Raw genomic sequence first — 17,484 nt, 5'->3', positions numbered from 1 at the left:
CTGGGTTGGACGTGTTCGCTACGTCACATATTTAGTTTAGCGCTAAGATGTTTAGTGTCAAGATAATTTTTGTGCTGTCGTTTCAAATCAGTAGATGGTCCTTACGCTGTGAGGGCCGCTAGATCCTCAGGCGGCTGACGCAAGCGGAGCTGTCCACGCGTCATAGCCGTAAACCCAATCGGCGTTTCCTGCGACCTTAAGCCAATCGTTCGAACGTGAACCGTGCTGGATCTGCGCGGTCCGATCCCAGCGTGTCTTCTCATACCCGCTGAGCGCTTCGTAAATGGAACCGTAGTCACTGGAGTCGAGTGCACGAGCCAGCACGATCGCGTCCTCAATCGCCTGGCCGGCTCCCTGCGCCATGAATGGCGTCATTGGGTGACATGCATCGCCAAGCAGAACTGCCGAACCTCGCGACCATGCGGGAAGCGGATCACGAACGTAGAGCGCCGATTTCAGGACGCTGCCGCAGGCCGCGAGCAGTCCCCTGGCATCCGGGTGAAAGTCACGGTACAACTCGTTAAGTTCAGCGATGTTGCCGGGCGCCGTCCATGATTCTTCGGTCCACTCCGCCTGGGCGCATGTCGCGAACACGAAGATCTCTTTGCCCTGACTGAGCGGAAACGTCACGATCTGCGTCTCAGGGTCCGGGCCCCACCACTTGGTGAAAGAGTCTAGGTTCGGTAGACCCGCCACGTCGGCTGCGGATATCACGGCACGGAACGCCACCATTCCAGTAAATGTCGGAACCTCTTCACCAAACAGGCTGGTTCGGACGGCGGAATGGATACCGTCAGCTCCGATCACGATGTCCGCTTGATAGGTTGTGCCGTCCGCGAACTGAATAACTGGGTTTCCTGCCTCGAGGTCGACGCCCGCCATCCTCATGCCCAGTGACACACAATCGTCCGCAAGTTCAGTCTCGAGCGCTGACATTAGATCCCCGCGGTGCAGTGTCAGCTGGGGCGAACCGTACCGCTGTTCCGCAGATGCGCCCATCTCGATCCGCGATGTTTCTGCACCGGTGTCCCACATGCGGCTGATCCGGAACTGTGGCCTCGCGGCGGAATCCCGCAACTGCTGGCCGACGCCAAGTTCATCGAGCGCCCGGACCGCGTTGGGCGTGAGGTTGATGTCTGCGCCCACCCGGCCGAATCTCGTTGCCTGCTCAAAAACTTGGACATCGATGCCGTGCTTCCGTAACGCAAGGGCGGCTGTCAGCCCGCCGATACCTGCGCCACAAATAGCAACGTGGGGCTTCTGTGTGGTCACGCCGAGACCGCCGCTCCGCGCAGCATCCGCGTTACGTGCCCACGGATCTCCACGAAACGCGGATCAGTCTTGGTGACGACATGATCGCGCGGCCGGGCCAGATCCACCTCGATCGTTTCCGCCACCACACTCGGTGGTTTCGACAACACAATGATGTGATCCGCGAGGTACACACTTTCGTCAATGTCATGCGTGACCACGAGAACCGTAATGTTCTTCTCCGCCTGAATTTTGAGCAGCAGGTCTTCTAGTTCCGCCCGAGTTTGTGCGTCGACCGAAGCATAAGGCTCATCCATGAGCAGCAACTTCGGGTGGCACGCCAGCGCGCGCGCAATAGCAACTCGTTGCTGCATCCCGCCGGACATCTGCCACGGGTACAGCTTTTCCTTCCCGTTGAGCCCGACCGCGTCTATTGCTTCCTGCACCCTGGCAGCACGTTCCTCACGTGGCACTCGTTTGAGCGGAAACGCGATATTCGAATCGACTCGCATCCAGGGGAACAGCGAGCGCGAGTAGTCCTGAAAGACCATGGCGAGCCCGTCGGGCACACCGTCGACGACGACGCCGTTGAAACTGACGCTCCCATCGGTGGGCGAGTCAAGGCCACTGATGATTCGCAGCAGCGTCGATTTTCCGCAGCCGGACGGCCCCACGATGACGCTGACCTTGCCCGCTGGTACATACGCTGTGATATCTCGGACTGCGAGGGTGTCACCGTACGCTTTCGAGACTCCGTCGAGGTCGAGTTCGGCTGGACTGTCGGCATCGCCGCGGTCCCGGATGTGCTGTGCTTCAGTCATGCTGATCAGTGGCTCCTCTGTGCCAGGCCAGAGCCCGGCGTTCGATGATTGTGAAGACGAAGTTGAAGGTCACCCCGACGAGGGCGAGGACAATGAGGACCGCCCAGAAGCCCGTGTAGTCGAAGTCGCGCTGAGTGGAGAGCAGCAAGTATCCGAGTCCGTTCTCCGACCGCTGCAGCTCGGAAATGATCATGACGATGAGTGAGAGCGCCAGCGCGGTCCGGATACCGGCGAAGATCTTGGGTGAAGCGCCCGGAAGCAGGATGCGGAACAACACGTCACGCGAGCGGATCTTGAACACTGCCGCGGCCTGAGCTCGGTTCGCGCCGATTGATTCCACACCGTGAATCGTGTTGAACAGGATTGGCCACACGACGCTGAATGCGATGAGGAAGATTTTCGGGCTGTCCCCCGTGCCGAACAGGAAGAAGAACACACCGAGGAGTGCGGGGCTCGGCAACGAACGTCCGAGGTGAATCAGCGGCTGAAAGAGTGCCGCAAGCACGGGAACGACGCCAAGCGCTACCCCGAGGGACACACCAACAAGTATTGCAAGGGCAAGGCCGGCAAGCGCGCGGGTGATACTTGGCAGGAAATGCTCCTGCGCGACTGGGCCAAGGAAAAAGTCCCTCGGATTTGCACTCAGGTAGTCCTGGAATACGCGGCCAAACGCAGCGGCGGGATCCGCGATGAAGAGTCCATTGATCGGCGTTCTCGACATCGCCCACCACGCGGCGAGAAGGAGGAGGGGCACGATGAGGCGCAATCCGATACGGCCCGCGCGCGACACCCACACGTTGCGCGCTGGGGGCACGGCATGGCGGTGAACCGAAACACCTTGCGTTTGCGCGGGCGCTGCCGTGGAGCTCCTGGAGTTCATCGCTTTCACCTGCCCTTCAATTGTTGAATTAGCCGGGGCGATACTCACTGGGCAAGTCCCTTCTTCCAGCGGAACAGGGTGGAGTCAATAACGACGAAGAGCAGGCTGACCAGCACGCCGATCACACCAGCGATGAGGGTTGCCGCGTAAATCGGATCCATGTCGGTGGACACCGATCCGTGCAGAAGAATGAATCCGCCGATGCCGTCGCCGCTGCCGATCAGCAGCTCCGCGCTGACCGCGACGATCAGGCCGATCGATGCGGCCACCCGCATGCCAGTGAAGGCGAAAGGAAGCGCGCTTGGAAGCTTGATGCGCGCAAACACCCCGAGTGCGGACTCACCGAAGGTGCGTGCTGTCTGCACCGCGACAAGGTCGGTTCCGCGCACGCCATACATAGTGTTGAGCAGGATCGGCCACATGCAGGCGATTGCGACTGTGAGGGAGAGCGGAAGCATGCCAGCACCGAGGACGAGCACGAGGATCGGCCCGATAGCGATGGAGGGCAGCGGACGGAAGAATTCGACGGGGAGTTCGAATGCGATGAATACCTTGCGGAACGCACCCATCAGCCCACCGAGGACAACTCCGGCAATCGCCGCGATGAGGAGACCGAGCGCCCATTGACGCATGGTGAACCAGACCTCGGTCATGAAAGCTGAATTCCCTAGCAGAGCAATGGATTCAGATAAAACTGCACTCGGAATGGGCAGCCCCGGCTTATCGATCACCGGGCTGCGCAGCAGGCCCTCGGTGAGGGCGCTTATCCCGATGGTTCCTGCAACGCCGTACGCGACCTGCTGTTTGATACTGAGAGGTTCTCGGATGAGTTTCATGATTGAACTTCCGCGGGTAGGAAGACGAACTCGTGTGCGTCGAATTCGTCGAGAAGGCCCTGTCCAACAAGCGTGTCACCGAGGGATTGCAGGCGCTCGAGATCGAGTGTTTCCTCGAAGATCGGGAGTGCCATATGTTCGGCGACGTCGGGCGCCACGCCTGCTACTCCAGGGAGCCAGGCGCGAAACTCCTCGATGTTCTCGCTGATGTCAATGCCGGCGGCGTACATGGCGCGCACAAAGGCTGCAGTGGTGTCTGGGTTCTGCGCGAGGAACGGCTTACTCGCGATGAAATTCGAGACGGGAAGTCCGATGTTCGGGCCCTCCGCTAACGCGACAACTTCGCGCAGTCCCGCATCCCGCGCGGCCGAAGCGAACGGTTCCGGCAGATAGCCCGCATCGATCGAGTTTGCCTGAACGCCGCGTATGACCTCATTGAACGGCACCTCAACCCAGTTCGGCTGTGCCGTCTCCCCCACCGAGTCGGCGAGGTTCCGGAATGCGACATCCCCAATACTGTTGGTGGTGTTGATGCTGACGGTTCTGCCGTCTAGGTCGCTCATTTCGCGGATGGGCGAATCTGGGTTCACGAAAATTCCTAGCCCACCAGGTCCGAGACTGCTCGTGACGACCACTGTTTGGATCGGCGCACCGCGTGAGGCGGCGATAGATGACGAGATGACGTTCGAGAAGCTGAAGTCCACTTCCCGGGTAATCACTTTCTGCACACCGATCGGGCCACCCTGCAGCGGCTCGAGCTCTACGGTTAGGCCTTCCGCTTCGAAAAAGCCGTGGTCGCGAGCCCAGTACACTGCCGCGTAGTCCGCGAGCGGAAGCACCCCCACCGTTAATTCAGTCTTTTCCAGTTCGCCGTCCGGGTCCTGTGGCGCACCGGCGATCGCCCCGCATCCAGTGAGAGTCAGCGCTGCACTGAGGACGGAAGCTAGGGTCGCCATGGCCGCCAGTCGGAGTCGGCTCATATTTGTCTCCTCGCAAAAGCTTGCGTCGTGTGATGTGAGTGCCTCCTCAGGGCTGTGAGGTAGACCACTCCCTTTCAGTTGTATCTCTTAGCGCTAAGATAGTCAACGAAATCGCGAGCTTTTGCTGTAGCGGAAGCTTGTCTTTACAACTAGAGCGGGGCGGGCTCGCCGTCCTCCGTTGGTGGCTCGACACTGCGCAGCGCCCGCTCTAGATCCCTCAAAAGCTCTGCGAGAATCGCCTGCTTCTCCGGCGGCAGCCCGTCTAGCATGTGCGCCTCGTTCCGGAAATGCGCGTCAGCAACGTCGTCGACGAGTTGGCGACCCTTGTCCGTCAGACTTACGTACACCACACGCGCGTCCTCAGCGTCACGTTCACGCGAAACCAGCCCCGCCGTGTCGAGCCGATTGACACGCAGGGCGACACCACCAGTTGTCACTAGGCACTGCTTCGCCAGCTGCCCCGCCGTCAACCGATGCTCAGGGCCGGAACGGCGCAACGTCGCCAGCACGTCGAAACCGGCCTCGTTCGTGCCATACCGTTCGAACAGCTCATGAGTCTGCGTGCGATACAACAGGAAAGCACGGTGCAAGCGCCCAAAAATCGCCATCGCTGATACGTCGAGTTCCGGCCGAGCTGTGGCCCACTGTCTGATGATCAGGTCGACGGCGTCCGGGCCGTCTTCGTCACGCGCAGATGCCGCGCTGTTCCACGTGACCTTCGCCTGCGTCATCGCACCGTCCCGCCTTCCGATACATCCGTCACGCTCATTATGGTCGACATGGTCGACACGGCCGCCAGAACTGCATCACACACGGCAGTGCCGATAGGGTCGCGCCGCGATATACTTTCGATTATGCGTCACCGACATTGATCCTCACGCCGAGGCCGTTGTGCGGCCAGGACTCGTGCCCCTCCAGGAGGGGTCGGCATCACGTAGTCCTCAGCCCGTACAACCCAGAAGGTCTCAATGTTCACCCTGCCGACCCGTGTAGCGCGTACCCCTGCCCGCAGGGTGTCCCGACCGCTCTACGCGTATGCCGCTCTCGAAGAGTTCGTACTTCTGTACCCCTTTTACGCGGTGCTGTTCGCCGACACAGGCTTGTCGGTCGCACAAATAACGTCGTTGTTCATCATCTGGTCTGCGACGGCGATAGTGCTGGAGGTTCCCTCCGGCGCTTTGGCTGACATAGTTTCGCGGCGGCTCCTGCTGGCGTGTGCACCGCTCTTCGCCGCTACCGCTTTCGCGCTTTGGCTGATCTTCCCCTCGTACTGGGCGTTCGCATTCGGCTTTGTGCTGTGGGGCGCAGGCGGCACACTGTCCTCGGGCGCGCTCGAAGCGCTCGTATTCACCGAACTCGATACGCGCGGTGCGGCGCAGCAGTACGCGCGGATCATGGGTGTCGCGCGATCATGCGGCGTGATTGCTGTGGGCGTTTCGACTGTCGTCGCGATTCCAGTCATGGCCCTCGGCGGCTACGCTGCCATCGGCGCCGCCAGCGTCCTGGTTTGCCTCATGTGCGCGGCATCAGCCCTGTTATTGCCCGAAACGCGTACCGCCGCAACGAGCGAGACCGAGACGGAACCCGCGTACTTCCGCACCCTGAGTGCAGGACTGCGGGAGATCCGCCAAAGCCGGCCGGTGCTGGCGGCCGTTGCTCTTGCCGCGGTAGTACCGGCCCTGTGGGAATCGCTGGAAGAGTACGTACCTCTCCTTGCCGTCGAAGACGGCGTGCGCGTGGAGTTGGTGCCGTGGGTTGTTCTTGTCATCTGGATAGGTGTCGCGGCCGGTGGACTCTGCGCTGGCGCAGGCGCGCGGCTCCACATTCGCAGCCTGGCAGTGCTCGTTGCGGCCGGGGCTGGACTGATGGCGCTTGGTGCGCTCGCAGGCTCGCCGTTCGGCTGGATCGCGCTCGGCGCGGCATTCGGTGTGTTTCAGATGACGAGTGTGGTGGCTGATGCCCGCCTGCAGCATCGAATCACCGGACCAAGCCGGGCGACAGTGACCTCTGTCGCGGGCCTGGGGACCGAGATACTCACCGTGGCGGCGTTTCTCGCCTACGCGGGACTGTTCTCCTTCTCAGGACACGCGTGGGTATTCGTACTTTTCGCACTTCCCTACCTGCTCATCGCCGCCGCGATGGCGGCCCCCAGAGCGGGCGCCCGCGGCACCGCTCGTCACCCATGAGAGCGCGTAGCATTTCGGAAAAGGAGGTGCCCGATGGATGCTTCTGCTAGTTCCGGGCCACAGGCCGGCGCCAGATATGTGATGGTGGCCCGGCTGTCCCCAGGCGGAATCGAAAGCTTCTTGCGCTACGAGGAGATTGTGCTGCCACTGCTCGCTGAGCACGGCGGGCACCTCGAACAACGCCTCCGCAGTCGTGACGGACTCAGGGAAGTTCACGTTCTCTGGTTTCCGTCCCCGGAGGCGTTTGAGGAGTATCGCAGCGACTACCGCCGCACCGCGCATAAGCACCTCCTCGACGACTCGGGCGCGACAACGGAGGTTTTTGAAGTGTCGATCTGAGGGCTTGCCGATCGTATAGAGAGTGAGGACCACAAACAGGCAAGGAGCATGCAATGAACAACTACCTTTTGAGCGTCATTCAGCCCGTCGGCGATCCGCCCCCACCCGAAACGCTCGAACCCATCATGCGCAACATCGAAGCATTTCACGAGGAACTGAAAGCAGCCGGTGCATGGGTTTTCGCAGGCGGGCTATTCCCGCCCGACACGGCGACAGTCGTGCAGCAGAACGGCGACGGCACGCTCGTCACCGACGGTCCGTACACAGAGTCGAAGGAATGCCTTGGCGGACTCGTCATCGTCAAAGCTCCAGACCTCGACGCCGCGCTCGAATGGGGCACCAAGGCAGCCCGTGCCACTACCCTCCCGATCGAGGTCAGGCCGTTCCAGGGCACATCCGAATAATGTCCACCCCACCCAGCCCCACAGTGATCGATCGTATCTTTCGTGAAGAATATGGCCGTGCTGTTTCGGTGCTGATCGGGGCATTCGGCGACATCGACGTTGCGGAAGAAGCTGTGCAAGATGCTTTCGCGGCGGCGGTGAGCCGCTGGCCACACTCCGGGATTCCCCCCAGCCCAGCAGGCTGGATTATCACCACTGCGAAAAACCGTGCAGTCGACCGGTTCCGGAAAGACGCCTCCCGTCAGCAGCGCCACCAGGCAGCACTGCTCCTACGGCAAGCGGAAGCCACCGGGGAGGAGGGAGCGGTGCTCGACGACCGGCTCCGCCTGATCTTCACGTGCTGCCATCCTGCGCTGGCACGTCCAGCGCAGGTGGCACTGACCTTGCGGCTCCTCGGTGGCCTGACAACCGAGGAGATCGCGAGAGCGTTCCTTGTGCCGGCACCAACGATGGCACAGCGAATTGTCCGCGCAAAACGGAAGATCCGTGACGCCGCAATCCCCTACCGTGTTCCGGCAGAAGCCGACCTGCCAGTTCGGCTCTCCGCAGCGCTCGCTGTCGTCTATCTCATTTTCAATGAGGGGTACAAGGCTAGTACGGGCGCCACGCTCGTCCGGGAAGATCTGTGTGCCGAGGCAATTCGTCTCGGCCGGATCATCGTCGAGCTCATGCCCGACGAACCAGAGGCGCAAGGGCTCCTTGCTCTCATGTTGCTGCTGGCTTCCCGCAACAAAGCCCGGTGCAACGCCGAGGGCGCTCTGGTCCTGCTTGACGATCAGGACCGGGAACTCTGGGACCGAGTGCTCATCGACGAAGGTCAGCAGCTAGTCCGAGCGTGTTTGCGGCGAAACCAGCCGGGACCGTATCAGATTCAGGCAGCGATCAATGCAGTCCACACGGACGCATCCGCTGCCGCTGATACCGATTGGGCCCAGATCCTGGCCCTGTACGAGCAATTGATGACCATAGCCCCCAGCCCGGTTGTCGCGCTCAATCGCGCAGTCGCAGTCGCACAGGTCGAGGGCGCGCAAGAAGCCCTCGACGCCGTCGACAAAACGCACCTGACCGACTACTACGCCTTTCATGCTGTCCGCGCAGACCTCCTCAGCAAACTCGGACGCCGCGCGGAGGCGACAACTGCCTACACGGCCGCGATCGAACTCACCGAAAACCATGCTGAGCGTGCGTTTCTCGCGCGCCAGCGCGACCGTACCGATGGCGGTCCGGTCGTCCAGTGACGATACGCGCCACTACCGGTCGGGCAGCGCGCACGCAGCCCCATCCGACATGCCGGTGGCCCGCACACCGAGGCCCTGGTTGAGGCGGGCGCGCTGATTCTCCCACGCGATGGTGGCCGCGAGCTCGGCAAGTTGTGCGCGCGACAGATGCTGGAGCAGACGCTTGCGGAGTTCCTCCTTTTCGACCACCGGTGTTGCCGTCAGCACCTCCGCGTATTCGATGACGAGCTTCTCCAGCTCGGTGTAGGCGGGGCTCGTTTGGTAGCGAGGGAGCTCCGTGATCTGCTGTTCCGTCAAACCCGACTTCAGGGCCAGCGCAGAACCGATATCCAGGCAGAACTCGCATGTCACGAGTGTGGCCACCTTCAACTCAGCAAGTTCCTTCAACGCCGGGTCAACCCGATTACTGAACAGCAGGCTCGTCTCGTACAGTCCCGTCGCGGCAAGTAACTGCGGGCGCCGGATCATCCACCGCGCCAAATCAGATTTGTTGCGCCGCGCGAGCCGCAACACCACCAGATAATTCCAGATTCTGCGCAAAGCCCTCATGTATCGCGTCCTTTCAGTGACGCCGCGACAACCGCCAGCGGCAGCAGCGCAGCAATGCTCAGGATAATGACGTTGACCGTGTTGGACGTCGCGTTCAGGCCCGGCGCTGGGCTGGCGGCGTGATACAGGAAGTGCGGCAATGCAAAAGCTGCAAGTCCGAGCCCACCAACAAGTACAACGCGGCGCTCGCCCCACAGCGCTGCAACCCCAGCCACCACACCGACCGCGAGGAACCCCGCACCAGCGTCGGTCGCTAGATGGGCGTTGAAGGGCGGTTCGGCGGCAACTAAAAGCGGGCCGAGCCCCGGAAACGTGTCGTACCAGTGACGGGGATTGATGACCGCCCACAACCCAGTGACCAGTTGTGGCACTGCTAAAACCGCGAGCACAATTCGCGTCCACATCGGGGCTCGCAGGCGAACTGTCGTGGTCATGACTTCTCTTCGCGCCGTCCAGCCTTCCTGTAACGGTGATTTCTGAGCCAGATCACAAAAAGCGCGATGGCAAGTGCGCCTTCCGTGAGGTGCAGCGCCGCGCCGTAGGGGAAGACTGCGATTTCCCGGGCACCGTGCGTCGCAAGCAGGACACCCAGCGGTGTGCCCGCAGCTACGGAAACCGGCGCCCAGCGCCTCCGAATCGCACCTGCACCGACGGCAGCACCGGCAGCGATAAAGGCGAGTCCGGCTTCGAACGCGGCGTGTCGGCTGAACGGCTCACGCAGATTCGATGCGATCCATTCACCGGCGAAGAAGCCACTGAGCCCGTGGAGAATGAACAGCGCCGCAAGTGAAGCGGCGACGATCTGAAAGCTGCGCCAGCGGTGACGCGCTTGTTGCGCGGCTATCTGTGCGACGCGGCGTTCGAGCGCCGCTGGCGGGTTTGTTCGTATCGAGGCGGCAAGCCACAGCACGCGCGGGTCAGAACCCGTTGGGGGATGCCCCTGCAGGGTTTCGGTAATTTCCTGGTCCAGCGCGTCCGCGGCGGAAAGTTCATCGTTCATCGGTTATCACCTCCCGGAGTTTTCCGATGGCGCGGTAGACGAGCATCCGGGCTGCTGTCGCTGAAATTCCGAGATGGGCGCCGATCTCCTCTGACGTGAGCTCGGTGCCGAATCGCAGCGCCACAGCCTCCCGCTCCCGTTCGGTGAGGATCCAAAGCACACGGCGAAGGTCATCAGCGCTGTCGCGCCGCACCACCTCGCCCTCGGGTCCTTCCGCGCTGGCGCCCTGCTGCCCAAATCCGTCGGACGGTACCTCACGAACCCGTTTGCGCCACCAGTCCGCGACAGCATGCCGGGCGATGCCTGTCAGCCAGGCTCCAACTGCGCCGCGCTGGGGGTCGAAATCTCCCCACGATCGGATGGCCGCTGCGAACACCTCGCTTGTCACGTCCTCGGCGTCTGAGTCTGAGGGCACCCGGGTACGAACGTAGCGCCAGATTGGCGTTACGTGTTCCCGGTACACGCCAGCGAATGACGTGGAATTGTGCCCCATCGCTATCCCTTCGGTGGAACCGCCGTCCCCGTAACGACCTCAGGCCCGAATCTGGATGAGGGGCACCAGTTGTTCCCTAGGAGTCCATGACCCGTGGTGCCCTCGTAGTGCGGTTTCCATCGGTTCCGCAACTGAACGAACGAAGGTCCAGTTGTCGCGTGCCGCGACGATCACGTCGCCAAGGCGCTGGCGAAACGGCTCGCTCATCGTCGGCCCGAACCAGCCCGCGGAGATCGCTTCCTCACGCGGCACAATCCATGCCCGGTCTCCTGCAACCGCGCGCCATGTGTCGAGAACATCCCCTGCGGATCCGGCGACTGTGTGGAGGTGGCGAACGCGTGGCTCGCCACCGATCTCGACTAACTGAGCCGCCAGGTCAGGCTCTGTATCGATATCGATGCGATCGTCGCCAGTATCGATCATGCCGTGATCCGCGACAATCGTGAGGAGGGTGTCCGTACCCAGCTCTTCGGCGATACGGGCGACAGTGGTGTCGACCTCGCGAAGTTGCGCGCGCCACTCCGGCGAGCCCGGGCCAAAGATATGTCCTGCCAGGTCAATCCCGCCGTAGTATCCATACGTCAGCGAACGGCCAGGTGTATTCGTCGCGGTTTTGATGCCGTCAGCAAGCTGGGTAAGACTGTCCGCCGCGACATCGTGGCCCGCTCCCCGCAGTACCGCACGGCTCAGGCCTGAACCATGATGGTCGGAGGGCACAATCCGGTACACCGCGACGCCGTGCGCCGCGACTCGCTCGAAAACAGTTGGGCGGGGCTGCACAGTTTCGGGGACGATGACATCACGCAGATCTGGGTGTCCCTTGGTGGCGTGCGCACACCACCGCAAGGTATTGAGAACGGGCGCGTCGCTCGCCCCCGCACGGAACGTGTAGCCGATGATTCCGTGCTCGCCAGCGTGGAGGCCAGTACCAAGCGCCGTCACGCTGGTCGACGTGGTGGCGGGGAAGCCGGCACTCAGGTTGCGATAGCGGGACGCCAGCCCGGACAGAACCGGCGCGTCGTCAGCGTGCTGAGAAAGAAGTTCGGCACCGAGCCCATCAAGGAGCAGGACACCAGCAGATCGAGCGGGTTCCATCCCAAGTTCATTCGCGAAGTCCGGCACGCCCAGCGCCGCTGCCAGCGAGGGCGTTACAAGTCGCAGCGACCTAGCTTCGAGAACCGGGATTTCAGAACTCCGGTCGATCATGGTTGCCTCCTCGGGTCACGGGACTGCCCCGGACACACTCTGCCAGGCGCAGAGCGCAATGCCGTGCACTCGATGAATCTGTGTTTTCCGTGAGGTCCATAAACTAAGACAGAGCTAGAGCTGACAGGCTGAGCGGAAGTGGGACTCTGAAATGACTGAGACAGCGGTGCTCCGGCGCCATATTGGGGCGCAGCGCCGAGAGTTCGCAGACCTGCTTGACAGTCTTCCCGGGGCGTCCTGGGAGGCTCCCAGTCTGTGTGCGGGCTGGCGAGTTCGCGATGTGGTTGCGCACATGACCATCGGATTCCGCTACTCACTCCCGAGGTTTGTGCTGGAAATGCTCAAAGCCCGCGGAAACTTCAACCGGATGGCTGACCAGACGGCACGTCGCGATGGGTCGGCATTCACCCCTGCCGAACTCGCTGGGCTGCTGCACGCCAACGCAGATCATCCGTGGAAACCACCAGGGTCGGGATATGAAGCACCGCTGGGGCACGACATCATCCACGGCCTCGACATCACTGTGGCGCTCGGACTCGAATATCTGGTACCCCCTCAGCGACTCGCCATCGTTCTCGCCGACACGACACCGAACTCGTCGTCGGTGAAGTTCTTCGGCGCGGACCTGTCAGGAGTTCGGCTAGCGGCCACGGACCTCGACTTCACGTTCGGCACCGGTGCCACCGTGGAAGGTCTCGCCCAGGACCTCCTGCTCGTCATCTGCGGCAGGAAACTGCCCGCAGGCCGGTTGCGGGGTGAATCGGCTGACCGGTTCACTGCGACCTCCTAGCTGGGTTGTGGTTCGAGGCTGAAATAGCCCACAGACCCTGCCGTTCGTGCCCTCCTTCGTGTCATGCTTGATCACGTGGATCTCGAATGATTCCGAGGAGGCAGAAATGGCCCGTTCGCGCAAAAAATCACACGCAATGTGCGGAGCCGCGCTGGCCCTAGGCCTCGCGCTCGCGGCGCCCGCGGCCGCGGTCGCTGAGACACCGGAGCGACCCGGCGTCCAGCCAGCGCACGCCGTGCTCTTCCCCTATTGCGAGGAGGCGCAGTTCCCCTTCTTCGGGCCAGTGATCATCTGTCACACCTGGTTCGGAGACCTCACTTTCTCCCGCCCCTGGTAGCGCGCTGACGATGCAGCAGAGCCGCCGCAACGCGGCCGCCCTGCTGGACGCTCCTGCCTCCCGGCAGTGGTCGGCTTGCCCCGAATCCGAGTACTATTTCGTCGGCTGTCAGGCCAGTACGAAACGGGAGGAATAGTCAGTGAGCACTCAGGTCGAGGAACGCACATTCCAGGCGGAGGCACGTCAGCTTCTTGAGCTGATGATTCATTCGGTGTACTCCAACAAGGACACGTTTCTGCGTGAACTGATTTCCAACGCTTCGGACGCGCTCGACAAAGCGCGGATCGAGGCGTTTCGCGACAAGGATCTGCAGATAGACACAAGCGACCTGCACATCGAGATAGCGCCGGATCCGGATAAACGCACGCTCACGGTGCGGGACAACGGTATCGGCATGTCACGTGACGAGGTCGTCGAACTTATTGGAACGCTGGCGAAATCGGGCACGGGTGAGTTGCGCCGCGCGCTCGCCGAAGCGAAGGATGCTGAAGCCCCAGCCGACCTTATCGGCCAGTTCGGAATCGGCTTTTACTCGACATTCATGGTTGCCGACAACGTCACCATGGTGACGCGACGTGCTGGGGAGGACACCGCCACGCGGTGGGAATCCCAGGGCACGGGCACCTACACGATCGAAACCATCGACACTGCCCCGCAGGGCACAGAAATCACCCTGCACCTCAAGCCCGAAGACTCCGATGATCATCTCTTCGACTATACGAAGGAATGGAAGATCAGGGAGATCGTCAAGCGGTACTCCGATTTCATCTCCTGGCCGATCAGGATGGAAATCGAACGCACCACCGACGACGAAACCACCATTGAAACCGTCACATTGAACTCGATGAAGGCGCTGTGGGCACGTCCCAAGGACGAAGTCAGCGCTGACGAGTACAACGAGTTCTACAAGCACGTCAGTCACGCTTGGGATGAGCCACTCGAAACCATCGCGATGAGGGCCGAGGGCACGTTCGAGTATCAGGCACTGCTCTTCATACCGTCGCAGGCGCCCTTCGACCTCTTCACCCGGGAACACACTCGGGGCGTGCAGCTCTACGTCAAACGCGTGTTCATCATGGACAACTGCGAAGAGTTGATGCCCCAGTATCTGCGCTTCGTCAAAGGCGTTGTCGACGCTCAGGATCTGTCACTCAACGTTTCGCGGGAAATTTTGCAGCAGGACCGCCAGATCAAACGGATTCAGAAGCGGCTCGTCAAGAAAGTTCTTGGAGCAATCAAGGACCTTGACGCGGATAAGTACCGCACATTCTGGTCGCAGTTCGGCCGCGTCCTGAAGGAGGGCCTGCTCTCGGACACGGAAAACCGGGAGACGCTGCTCGAAATCGCGTCGTTCGCGTCGACCCGGGCAAGCAGCGATGAGTCATCTGAGGAAGAGGTCACGACCCTCAAGGCATACGTGGATCGCATGGGCGAGAAGCAGGATGCGATCTACTACATGACTGGCGAGACGCGCGAACTCATTGAGAACTCACCCCATATGGAGGCTTTCCGCGCGAAGGGCGTCGAAGTGCTCGTCCTCACCGATCCCGTTGACGAGATGTGGGTAGACGCGGTAGGCGAGTATGACGGCAAGCCCCTGAAGTCGATCGCCAAGGGCGACGTCGACCTGGAGGACGAACCGAGTGACGATGACAAATCCAAGCAGGAGGAACGGGACAAGGAGTTCGCTGACGTTCTCGATTGGCTCAAGACAACGCTTGGCGATGAGATCAAAGACGCGCGACTCTCTTCGCGCCTCACTACCTCGCCCGCGTGCCTGGTTGGTGACACGTTCGATATGACGCCGACGCTGGAGAAGCTGTATCGCGCGTCAGGTCAGCCGCTTCCTAAGGTCAAGCGGATCCTCGAACTCAACCCAGCGCACCCACTCGTGACGAGTCTTCGTGACGCGCATGGCGAGCGTGCTGACGACCCGGCTCTTTCCCAGACCGCCGAACTGCTTTACGGAATGGCTGTGCTCTCGGAAGGCGGCGAACTGCGGGATCCTGCGCGTTTCACTCGTTTGCTCGCCGAACGGCTAACGCAGAACCTCTGATCAGGTTCCCCGGTACGTCGTGTACGAGAACGGCGAAATCAGGAGCGGCACATGGTAGTGGCGGTGTTCGGTCAGTGAGATCGACACCACCACTTCCGGGTGGAAAGCCTGCACGCCTCGCGCCGCAAAGTACGCCCCGGTGCCGAAGACCAGACGCAGCACACCTGTGGGAAGGTCGTCTCCAGCAACGTCGCTGACGCGCCCGTCACCATCGGTGACGACTGAGGCGATCTCGGCGCCGTCCTGTGCCTGCAGGACCACGGTGAGCCCGGTGGCGGGCAGGCCCTTGACAGTATCGAGAACATGGGTGCTGATTGTGGCCACTGTGCGCACCTTTCGCCGTGTACGGGTGTCAGCCGGTTACGCGATGCTGCTCGCTCACTCGCACTGCCCGCAGCGGAAATCCGAGACGTAAGCTAGGTAACTATGACACAGCGACCAAAACTCATGCGCGTCGCGGCAGCGGGCATGCTTTCCGCCGCAGCGATTGTGAGTGCTCCCGCTATCGCCGGCGCAGGCACACCTGGTGTGCAGCCCGCGCACGCGGTGCCCGTCCCCTATTGCGAGGTGCTCCCGATGATCCTCATCTATCCACCACCTCCGACCACGGTGCTTTGCCACACGCCGTGGGGGGACTTCACCTTCATGCTCCCGCCAGGGTCCCCGTGGGGGTGAGTTGCCGTCACCGGTAGATAAGGCAAGTTGTTGTCCCGTGCGCGACAAGACGGCCCTGGTCGTCGTGAACTTGTCCCTCGGCCGTAGCGGTTGTGCGGCCGACGTGGATCGTGGTGCCCGTGGCGGTGAGCTGAATACCTGACGTGGGAACAGTGCGAATGTAGTTGACCTTGAGTTCGAGGGTGCCGTAGCCGACGCCAGCCTCGAGCGTCGAGTGCACGGCAGTCCCCATTACCGAGTCCAGGAGTGTGGCGCAGATCCCGCCGTGGACGGTACCGAGCGGGTTGGCGTAGTCCGGACGTGTAGTCACCTTCAACTGCACCTTCCCGAACTCGATCACTCCGGGTTCCATGCCGATCAGCCGGCCGATGTTAGGCGGTTGATCTGGCATCGCGACCATCGCCCGCAATAGCTCCAGGCCGCTCATCTTCGCGATGTCGGGATTCTCAGTCATGCGCCCTCCAATATGTATGTTGGTATACATAATTGGACCACGCGGGTGACTCCTGCACCAGGGTGATGTGCCCCACTAGCACGGGCGCTAAGCGCTCGGCTAGTCGCGATTCGGGCTCTGACCCGCCGAGACGGCGCCTCGCCGAAGGTCGTGGATGTAGGCGAGAATCATTGCGAGCATCGTGGCCACCGCGAGCAGTTCGATTGTTTCCTCGACGAGCGAATCCACGATGAAGTAGTCGGTCACACCTTGGTGCACGTTGGGCAGTGCCGGAAGACCGCCACCGAATATCAGCTCGTTTACGGCACTGCCGGCTTTGGCGTACCAGACTCCGGCTAGGTGCGAAGTGAGCGCAGCCAGCTGGGATCCGCCGTAGAGGCAGTAAGCAATCACGAGATACCAGCGCGCTGTCGGTGCGCGCCACACGTATTTTCCGTAGCGCAGCAACGCATAGACGGGAAAGAAGGCCAGAACCGCGTAGACGGGAACGGCCCCCACGACATGTGGATGCATTCCGAGAATTTGGCCGCCGAACATCGCGCCGAGGTATTCAGCCATGGCGAGCCGGACGTTCCCCGCCTCTTCGATGAGAATCAGCGCAAGCCCAATACTTAGGACGAAAAAGAACGACGCGCCACCCGCGTACCTCCCCCCGGCCAGGCGTCCAGCGATATAGCTGGCCGCGACCACCGCCAGGGCATTCAGTATCCACTGGGTGACTTCGACAATTCCCTCATTGAAGAGCGACAGCCAGAGCGGCACATCACCACTGATGTCAACGAGGCCCGCGACGTCGATAAGGGCAACCGCTAGCCACGCCAGCCCCAGTGCGGCGACAGTGAGTGCCACGATCGATCGTGGCCGGACGCGCAACAATCCAGGCCACGCTGTGGATGTGCCTTGCGGTACGGACTCCTCAAGCTCGACAAGCGACATAGGGTCGAACGTACCTGGTGCGTTTACCTTTTGCCTGCTGGGCGTTGGCCGGG

General features: G+C 61.8%; 22 protein-coding genes. 8 read left to right on the top strand and 14 right to left on the bottom strand.

Annotated features, from left to right (window positions below; translation table 11 throughout):
• Nucleotides 1-126: 126 nt before the first annotated feature.
• The 6 genes from FHU29_RS06110 to FHU29_RS06085 form a co-directional block, all read right to left on the bottom strand.
• Complete coding sequence (locus tag FHU29_RS06110; RefSeq protein WP_064440808.1) at nt 127-1,272, bottom strand: FAD-dependent monooxygenase; 1,146 nt, start codon at nt 1,270-1,272, stop codon at nt 127-129.
• On the bottom strand, nt 1,269-2,072 hold the full coding sequence (locus FHU29_RS06105; RefSeq protein ID WP_064440809.1) for an ABC transporter ATP-binding protein: 804 nt from the start codon (nt 2,070-2,072) through the stop codon (nt 1,269-1,271). The genes FHU29_RS06110 and FHU29_RS06105 overlap by 4 nt, the downstream gene beginning before the upstream one ends.
• The gene (locus tag FHU29_RS06100) at nt 2,065-2,952 is read right to left on the bottom strand and encodes an ABC transporter permease (protein ID WP_064440967.1); all 888 of its coding nucleotides are present in this window, start codon (nt 2,950-2,952) and stop codon (nt 2,065-2,067) included. The genes FHU29_RS06105 and FHU29_RS06100 overlap by 8 nt, the downstream gene beginning before the upstream one ends.
• Nucleotides 2,953-2,996: 44 nt before the next feature.
• Nucleotides 2,997-3,788, bottom strand: coding sequence for an ABC transporter permease (locus FHU29_RS06095; RefSeq protein WP_064440810.1), 792 nt, complete (start codon nt 3,786-3,788; stop codon nt 2,997-2,999).
• On the bottom strand, nt 3,785-4,768 hold the full coding sequence (locus FHU29_RS06090) for an ABC transporter substrate-binding protein (protein WP_064440811.1): 984 nt from the start codon (nt 4,766-4,768) through the stop codon (nt 3,785-3,787). The genes FHU29_RS06095 and FHU29_RS06090 overlap by 4 nt, the downstream gene beginning before the upstream one ends.
• A 149-nt stretch (nt 4,769-4,917) precedes the next feature.
• On the bottom strand, nt 4,918-5,499 hold the full coding sequence (locus FHU29_RS06085) for a MarR family winged helix-turn-helix transcriptional regulator (RefSeq protein ID WP_064440812.1): 582 nt from the start codon (nt 5,497-5,499) through the stop codon (nt 4,918-4,920).
• 237 nt (nt 5,500-5,736) lie between these two features.
• Between FHU29_RS06085 and FHU29_RS06080 the strand changes: the two genes are divergently transcribed.
• From FHU29_RS06080 to FHU29_RS06065, 4 genes are read left to right on the top strand one after another with little or no spacing between them, the layout of a single operon-like run.
• A complete protein-coding gene (locus FHU29_RS06080; RefSeq protein WP_064440813.1) occupies nt 5,737-6,954 on the top strand; it encodes an MFS transporter in 1,218 nt (405 codons plus the stop codon).
• Between the two features lie 33 nt (nt 6,955-6,987).
• Nucleotides 6,988-7,293 (top strand): hypothetical protein, encoded by a 306-nt coding sequence (locus FHU29_RS06075; protein ID WP_064440814.1) that lies wholly within the window; start codon nt 6,988-6,990, stop codon nt 7,291-7,293.
• Nucleotides 7,294-7,346: 53 nt separating this feature from the next.
• Nucleotides 7,347-7,697 (top strand): YciI family protein, encoded by a 351-nt coding sequence (locus FHU29_RS06070; protein WP_064440815.1) that lies wholly within the window; start codon nt 7,347-7,349, stop codon nt 7,695-7,697.
• Nucleotides 7,697-8,935 (top strand): RNA polymerase sigma factor, encoded by a 1,239-nt coding sequence (locus tag FHU29_RS06065; RefSeq protein WP_064440816.1) that lies wholly within the window; start codon nt 7,697-7,699, stop codon nt 8,933-8,935. Before FHU29_RS06070 ends, FHU29_RS06065 begins: the two co-directional genes overlap by 1 nt.
• 12 nt (nt 8,936-8,947) lie before the next feature.
• On the opposite strand, the gene FHU29_RS06060 is transcribed toward FHU29_RS06065, so the two are convergent.
• From FHU29_RS06060 to FHU29_RS06040, 5 genes are read right to left on the bottom strand one after another with little or no spacing between them, the layout of a single operon-like run.
• Nucleotides 8,948-9,484: a carboxymuconolactone decarboxylase family protein gene (locus tag FHU29_RS06060; RefSeq protein ID WP_064440817.1), complete on the bottom strand. Its 537-nt coding sequence runs from the start codon at nt 9,482-9,484 to the stop codon at nt 8,948-8,950.
• Nucleotides 9,481-9,918, bottom strand: coding sequence for a hypothetical protein (locus tag FHU29_RS06055; RefSeq protein ID WP_064440818.1), 438 nt, complete (start codon nt 9,916-9,918; stop codon nt 9,481-9,483). Before FHU29_RS06055 ends, FHU29_RS06060 begins: the two co-directional genes overlap by 4 nt.
• Nucleotides 9,915-10,484, bottom strand: coding sequence for a hypothetical protein (locus FHU29_RS06050; protein WP_064440819.1), 570 nt, complete (start codon nt 10,482-10,484; stop codon nt 9,915-9,917). The genes FHU29_RS06055 and FHU29_RS06050 overlap by 4 nt, the downstream gene beginning before the upstream one ends.
• Nucleotides 10,474-10,977, bottom strand: a complete 504-nt coding sequence (locus FHU29_RS06045) for an RNA polymerase sigma factor (protein ID WP_064440820.1) — start codon at nt 10,975-10,977, stop codon at nt 10,474-10,476. The genes FHU29_RS06050 and FHU29_RS06045 overlap by 11 nt, the downstream gene beginning before the upstream one ends.
• A gap of 39 nt (nt 10,978-11,016) precedes the next feature.
• The gene (locus FHU29_RS06040; protein WP_064440821.1) at nt 11,017-12,183 is read right to left on the bottom strand and encodes an alkaline phosphatase family protein; all 1,167 of its coding nucleotides are present in this window, start codon (nt 12,181-12,183) and stop codon (nt 11,017-11,019) included.
• Nucleotides 12,184-12,334: 151 nt separating this feature from the next.
• On the opposite strand from FHU29_RS06040, the gene FHU29_RS06035 reads away from it, so the two are divergent.
• The 3 genes from FHU29_RS06035 (at nt 12,335) to htpG (ending at nt 15,366) form a co-directional block, all read left to right on the top strand.
• A complete protein-coding gene (locus FHU29_RS06035) occupies nt 12,335-12,973 on the top strand; it encodes a maleylpyruvate isomerase family mycothiol-dependent enzyme (protein WP_064440822.1) in 639 nt (212 codons plus the stop codon).
• Nucleotides 12,974-13,079: 106 nt separating this feature from the next.
• Complete coding sequence (locus tag FHU29_RS06030) at nt 13,080-13,310, top strand: hypothetical protein (protein ID WP_064440823.1); 231 nt, start codon at nt 13,080-13,082, stop codon at nt 13,308-13,310.
• A 139-nt stretch (nt 13,311-13,449) separates the two neighbouring features.
• Nucleotides 13,450-15,366, top strand: a complete 1,917-nt coding sequence (htpG, locus tag FHU29_RS06025; RefSeq protein ID WP_064440824.1) for a molecular chaperone HtpG — start codon at nt 13,450-13,452, stop codon at nt 15,364-15,366.
• Here the strand turns inward: htpG and uraH are convergent, their stop codons facing one another.
• Nucleotides 15,367-15,690 carry a hydroxyisourate hydrolase gene (gene uraH, locus FHU29_RS06020; RefSeq protein WP_013807327.1) on the bottom strand — a complete coding sequence of 108 codons (324 nt, stop codon included), beginning with the start codon at nt 15,688-15,690 and terminating at the stop codon, nt 15,367-15,369.
• A 102-nt stretch (nt 15,691-15,792) separates the two neighbouring features.
• On the opposite strand from uraH, the gene FHU29_RS06015 reads away from it, so the two are divergent.
• On the top strand, nt 15,793-16,041 hold the full coding sequence (locus tag FHU29_RS06015) for a hypothetical protein (RefSeq protein ID WP_064440825.1): 249 nt from the start codon (nt 15,793-15,795) through the stop codon (nt 16,039-16,041).
• Between the two features lie 7 nt (nt 16,042-16,048).
• On the opposite strand, the gene FHU29_RS06010 is transcribed toward FHU29_RS06015, so the two are convergent.
• Together FHU29_RS06010 and FHU29_RS06005 are read right to left on the bottom strand one after the other, a co-directional pair.
• The gene (locus FHU29_RS06010) at nt 16,049-16,495 is read right to left on the bottom strand and encodes a PaaI family thioesterase (protein ID WP_064440826.1); all 447 of its coding nucleotides are present in this window, start codon (nt 16,493-16,495) and stop codon (nt 16,049-16,051) included.
• Between the two features lie 99 nt (nt 16,496-16,594).
• Nucleotides 16,595-17,431, bottom strand: coding sequence for a hypothetical protein (locus tag FHU29_RS06005; protein WP_064440827.1), 837 nt, complete (start codon nt 17,429-17,431; stop codon nt 16,595-16,597).
• Nucleotides 17,432-17,484 lie beyond the last annotated feature (53 nt).

This window comes from Hoyosella altamirensis, assembly GCF_014191505.1.
Taxonomy (GTDB): Bacteria; Actinomycetota; Actinomycetes; order Mycobacteriales; family Mycobacteriaceae; genus Hoyosella; species Hoyosella altamirensis.
Note: the sequence above shows the minus strand (reverse complement) of the source record. Positions and strands in the feature narration are given on the sequence as shown.